This window comes from Candidatus Hydrogenedentota bacterium, assembly GCA_018005585.1.
Lineage (GTDB): Bacteria > Hydrogenedentota > Hydrogenedentia > Hydrogenedentales > JAGMZX01 > JAGMZX01.
In genome coordinates this window covers 7021-12445 of sequence record JAGMZX010000068.1, presented here as the reverse complement: position 1 = coordinate 12445, position 5425 = coordinate 7021, and the positions used below count along the sequence as shown (strand labels likewise).

General features: G+C 64.4%; 5 protein-coding genes. 1 reads left to right on the top strand and 4 read right to left on the bottom strand.

The window, feature by feature from the left end; translation table 11 throughout:
- Positions 1-211 precede the first annotated feature (211 nt).
- Complete coding sequence (locus KA184_12760) at positions 212-493, top strand: hypothetical protein (protein MBP8130442.1); 282 nt, start codon at positions 212-214, stop codon at positions 491-493.
- Positions 494-511: 18 nt separating this feature from the next.
- On the opposite strand, the gene KA184_12755 is transcribed toward KA184_12760, so the two are convergent.
- The 4 genes from KA184_12755 to KA184_12740 all read right to left on the bottom strand — a co-directional run.
- Positions 512-1489, bottom strand: a complete 978-nt coding sequence (locus KA184_12755; GenBank protein ID MBP8130441.1) for a hypothetical protein — start codon at positions 1487-1489, stop codon at positions 512-514.
- Between the two features lie 18 nt (positions 1490-1507).
- On the bottom strand, positions 1508-3931 hold the full coding sequence (locus tag KA184_12750; protein MBP8130440.1) for a HEAT repeat domain-containing protein: 2424 nt from the start codon (positions 3929-3931) through the stop codon (positions 1508-1510).
- 40 nt (positions 3932-3971) lie between these two features.
- On the bottom strand, positions 3972-4613 hold the full coding sequence (locus KA184_12745) for a hypothetical protein (protein ID MBP8130439.1): 642 nt from the start codon (positions 4611-4613) through the stop codon (positions 3972-3974).
- Positions 4614-4747: 134 nt separating this feature from the next.
- A partial coding sequence (locus tag KA184_12740) for a DUF362 domain-containing protein (GenBank protein ID MBP8130438.1) occupies positions 4748-5425 on the bottom strand: 678 nt, incomplete at its 5' end.

Here is a 5425-nt window from a genome sequence, read left to right as displayed (position 1 = left end):
GGGCCCAGGTCGCGTTCGCGCGTGAGTAGAGGCCGCGCGCCGGCACGGGCCTTGTTCCAATCCATGGGTTGACGGTGTATTCCACATTCGTTGCGCCCATTCGCCGCCGGCATGTTATGGGTGGTCTGCCGCGGCTCTGAGGCATGCGTATGCATGCCGGCGGTTGCCCATGGAACCCGGATGCCGCCCATTTTCCGGAGAAAAGAAGAATATGACCTGCCCCGAGACTGAGGAACCACGCTCGCACACGGAAGCCGGACCTGAAGACGGCGAAGGCCGCCGTGAAATGGAACCTGCCGGGCCCATCGACGTGGAGGCGCGCGTGGTGCGGCGCCGGCGGTTTGACGGTTGGCGCGAAGGCCCCGCGGGCGAACGCCGGGTCTTCATTCGCTTCGAGCGTTCGGGGAACGGCGGATGCTGCTGCGCGTCTGTGTTCCTGGGGGTGTTATTGCTGCTGACGGTGATTTTGCGCGGCTGTCTACGCCTGCTGTAACGCGCGAAGGGCCGCGGTCTACGGCGTGGCGGGCTCGGCCGCCTGACGCGAAATCTCACTGGTGGCGCTTGCGGCGGTTTCTGCGGCGTAGTCGCGGATCTGCCGCCGCAGTTTTTCGAAAAGAGAAACGGCGCCCTCGACCGGTCCCGGGACCTCCGTGACGCCGAAGAGAAATCGCCCTTCCTGCCCGACAATCGCGCCGCCTGCACCCCCGGACGCCGTGAACGTGATGCGCCGGAGTTCTCCCCGCGGCGTCGTGCTCCGCAGGCCCGACGCTGTCAGATGGGCCTGATACTGCTTGAGCGTCTGGGCAGCCTGGTCATCCGAGCCGCAGAATGCGGCAAACACGCGCGTGTCGCCATCGCCGAGGGTGGCCCTGGCCTCAACCCCCGGCGGCATGAATTCGAGTCCATCGAGATGAGGCGCCGTGTACTTGATGGTCCGGCCATTGACACGGGGCATGCGCAGAATCCGCGGTTCCTGCGGCGGCGCGTCGCACGGGGGCAGCAGCGGGCTAATCGCCGTCGCAACGCAGAGGAGAACCTGCTTGTTCTCGCGCGGCTGGTTGTAACGCAATTTGACGAAGAACCGGTCCTGGTAGAACATGACCATGGTGCTGCCGGCGAGCGTTTCGCAGCCCAACGAACCCGATTCGTGCTTCTCGGTCCGGTGCTGCGAGCAAATGCCGTACGCGTCGAGCGGCGAACCCATTTCGTAAGCCTGCGCCTCGATGAGTTCGTTCGCATTGGCCTCGGCCGTGAACGTAAGCACGGTCATGCGCCGGAAGCCATAGGGGAAATAAGCCTCACACTCGCCATTGATTCGCTCAAACAGATTGTCCGGCGTGTAGTACGGGAAATCGCCGCTCAGCTTCCAGCCGGCGGGCGCGGAAACCCGTGTCCAGTCAATGGCCGCGCCCGAGGCCAGCGGGTCGGCCGCCATTATGCCCGAACACAACAACAGCAGCGCCGCCGCACAGGCAGTTCTTCTGGTCATGATGCGCTTCCTTCTTCTTCACGCTTCCGGCTGCGCCGCGGGGCGGAGCCCGAGCAGTCCGGTGTCCGGGTCGGCAAACCGGATTTCATACACGGACCAGCAGGCGTTGCCCGAGCCGGGAGCAAGCTGGATTTTCAGGTATTGTGCCGTGACCGGATTCCACGTGACCGGGGTCTTGCCTTCCGCGCCGTCGCCGGTCGCGACGGGCGCGCCCCACTCCAATCCATCTTGAGATACAAACACCAGATAATGCCGGGGATATTCGCTTGGCTTGCTCGTGTTATCGAGGACCAGTCCGGAAAGCTCGCACTGCGTTCCGAAATCAATCGAGAGCCACATGCCCTCTTCCTGTCCGCGAACGGTCCACCAGCGCGTGGCCGGGTCAAGGTCGAGCGCCAGTGCAGCGTCTTCCGCATTGTCCGACGCATCGAGCATGCACAGCGCGGACAGAATCTTGTTTACGGCGAGTGCGGCCTCCCCGCGGACTTCCGGGTCCTGCAAACAGGCACCAGCCGCGCGTACAGCCTCAGTCACGGGGAAATCAGCCAGTGCGCTCAGGATCATCCTGCGCTCTTCCGCCTGGGGCGCGGCGGCCAACGCGCGGCGGAACCGGGCCAGTTGCGCCTCGTCGGAGTCTTCGGACGGAAGCCGGAGCAATCGCGCGACGCCCCGGATGGCCAGCACTGACATGCGCTCCCCGGGAGCCGCTTCGGCGACGGCAAGCAACTCGTCCATGACCGCCGGGTTCGAACTCTGCGCCAGCGCGCGCACGGCCGTCTCGCGAACTTCCGGATTCCCCTGCTGCACGGCCGTTCGCAGCTGGGCAAGACACGCATCGTCGCCAATCTCGCCCAAGACAATGTACAAGGAGCAGAGCACATCCGTGTCCGTGACGGAGCGGAGCGCATTCACGATGGGCACGGAGCGATCGGGTGCGTTCAGATTGCGGGCAAGGGAAACAAGCGCACGCTCCGCCGCCCTCCGGACAGTGAGCGAATCGGTCGCGACCATCGCATTCACGAGCGCGGGCAGGTCAGGTGCGCCGGCGAGTGTTTCGAGCGCGCGCCAGGCCTCTGCTCGCAGTTCAACGGGCAGCGTGCTCTCAGCTGCCATTGCCAGGAGATCGGGCACGGCGGCGCGCGTGTCGCGCCCGACCATGCAACGGATCATCTCGATGCGTATCGCGGGTTCCCTTGTGCGGGCGAGGTCCAGAATTGCGGCGTCGGCTTCCGGGGCCGTCAGGGCGCACAGAGCCTCATGGGCGAGGCGAGACAGTTTACTCGGAGGCGAGGCAACAGCCATTTGCGCGAGCGGAGCAACGCAAGCGGCGGTTCCGATTTCGCCTAGCACGTGTATGGCCGCGCGGCGCACTTCTTCGTCCGTGCTATTGAGCAAGGGAAGGATAGCGGATTGCGCTGCAACGTCTTTTCGCGTTTCGATGACGCTGAGCAAGCGAAGCTGGTCCGCGGGAGCAGCTGCGTAAAGTTGTTCGACGAGAATTTCCGTAAGTTCAGGCGCCGGTTCGCCGCGCGCGAGCCCTTGGCCGGCCTCCCGTTGCATGGGATCCTCTCCGCGCAAGGCCTCTGCAATGGCGTCGCGGCGCGCTTCATCGTCAAGGAGTTCCATCCTGCCCTTGACGGCTGCAAGGCGCACGGCGTCGCGCACGGGCAGCGCCAGGACGGTCTCAAAGAGCAAGAGGGCACCGGCCTTGTTGTCCGCCTTCGCATGATCCGCATGCTGGAGCAGCGCGCGCGCATAATCGTCGACAATGCCCGTTGGGAGTCCGGGCCCCATGCGCAGCAAGGCCTCGCGCGCTTCACGCGACGGTATCTTGCCCAAGGCCGCCAACACCGCCTTTGTCTTCTCCGGTGTGCCGGCGGTCACCAAACCGCTTAGCGCGGGGACTGCCTCGACACAGCGGCGTTCGCCGAGACTGTTGATAAGGGCGGCCTGGTCGTCCTCCGGCGCTTTCTCCAGCGCGCCCAGCAGTAGTTCGTCCGCCTCGCGGCAGGGCAAGCGTTCTAGCGCACATCTGGCCATCTCGAAGAATTGCGGATTCTCGAGAAGCCGCGCGAGAACGGGTACCGCCTCCGCGCCGCCGTAGAGCCCCAGTAGTTCGCATGCAAAGCGTTTTGCCTCGACCGAAGCGCTGCCTTCAAGCACGCCCGCAAGACGCGCGCCGGCTTCGGCGCGTACGGCGGGATTCGCGCACGATCCCTGCAGAAACTGCGTAAGCACCGCCTGAAACTCGCGACTGGCGCCATACTGATATGCGTCGAGCGCGGCCCATGCCGCCGCCACGTCGGCTGCCTCGGCGGCGCCCCCGGTTGATTGCGCCGAAACCGGGCGATAGACAGAGACGGCCGTCACGCATGCCGCGCAGCACAGGACAACGAGGCAGGCAAATGCCCTCACATCCCTTTCGGCCCGTAAATTCCTCAAGGTACTAAGATTTCCCATCGACGCGCCTGGGCGCATCTTTCTAATACTGCGGGTCCGCAATGGGTTGGTTCGCAGCCGCCGGGTCTTCCACGTCGGGCAACTCGCCCGAGCTCGGGTTCGCATTTCTCGTTACTATCGGCGACATCCAGTTGTCGGCCGCGGGCAAGTCCGCTGGCGCGGTGTCCACGACAATCTGCGAGACCTCCTGAGGTTCCTCCTCGGGTGGTGCGACGGAGGTCAACAACCAAGCCCCCTCTCTCTTCTCGAAGGCTAAGGTCATCCTGGTCGTGACTTCTCCTCCGCTTACCGTAAAATCCGCGACCTCGGCGCGCGTGCCGTCTATCGAGATGCGTGTATCTTCGAATCCAAACCGCTCACCCAGAGACATCGACTCGCGGATGCTCTCCAGGAACGCGCTCCTGTCGCCGTCCGGCAGGGAAAAATCAGCGGCCACGTGAATGGCAAAGCCATCGACGTCTTTTGCTTCATACGCAAACTGCAAATCCTGCAAGATGTTCTTGAGTTGCCGGTAGTCGTCGGTTCCGTCCGCTTCGGAAGACGCCGCGGCAGCCGTTTCCGGGGGCGCTGGTGATTGTGGCGAACATGCGCCTGGCGCAAGCACTGCCGCGGCCACGCACAAAAACGCGAAGATGTTCAGGCACCGTGCAAAGACTTGTGACATGCCCTTCTCTCCATCCATAGTTCCAGTACCCCGGCCGCGCCATACCGGGTCAAAGTGCGCTACCCGCTCCACGGCTGCTGCCCGGCTCTGCTCCTTTCTGCCCAGTAGGAAGACTGCTCCTCACGCCCTTTTCTTCAACCCAATTGAATGTCCCGTGGGTTCAGACTGCGGTAATCCACCGTTCCGAGCCCGCGCGCCTCCGCCAGGGCCATCGTGCGGCCCTTGAACGGGTCGCGCCCGAGCAGTTCCGCGCCAAACGCCTCGAGCGCCACGATGTCCGTGCCCGCTGCCACGACGCCCATAATCTCCACGTCCGTGAGTTCGCCGCCCGCCGGGCCGTTGTTGGTCAGGACACGCACGGCGTCCACGACGGAAAGCCTTGGTTTCATGAACGCGGCGATGTCCGTGAGGCAGCGCGGCAGGTCCGTGTGGAAATGATAACGCTGGCCGCCGGCCACGCCCATATAGTTCTTCAGGCCCACCGTCACTTGCGTCAGCGCGTGGTGCTTGACCACGGGCACGTTGATGACCAGGTCGGACTCGACGATATCCACGGCCAGCGGCCACGCGTACAGCCGGTCGCCGTCCAGCGTCATCTCGCGGAACCGGTCCGGCTGGAGATAGACCATTTCACCGCCCACGGCTTGTACTGCCGCCTCGATGCCGCTTATAGGATAGGCCCGCTCCGCACCGTAGCAGGAATTGTCACCGACCTTCACCTGCTTCGCGCCCGCGTCCAGGCACAGGCGCACCAGCGTCGCGACCACGTCCGGGTTCGTGTTCACTGCAAACTCCGGACCGAGATGAAACCC

Excerpts from the sequence above, each read along its gene's own strand:
- KA184_12760 (MBP8130442.1), top strand. The coding sequence starts at position 212 with ATGACCTGCCCCGAGACTGAGGAACCACGCTCGCACACGGAAGCCGGA.
- KA184_12755 (MBP8130441.1), bottom strand. The coding sequence starts at position 1,489 with ATGACCAGAAGAACTGCCTGTGCGGCGGCGCTGCTGTTGTTGTGTTCG.
- KA184_12745 (MBP8130439.1), bottom strand. The coding sequence starts at position 4,613 with ATGTCACAAGTCTTTGCACGGTGCCTGAACATCTTCGCGTTTTTGTGC.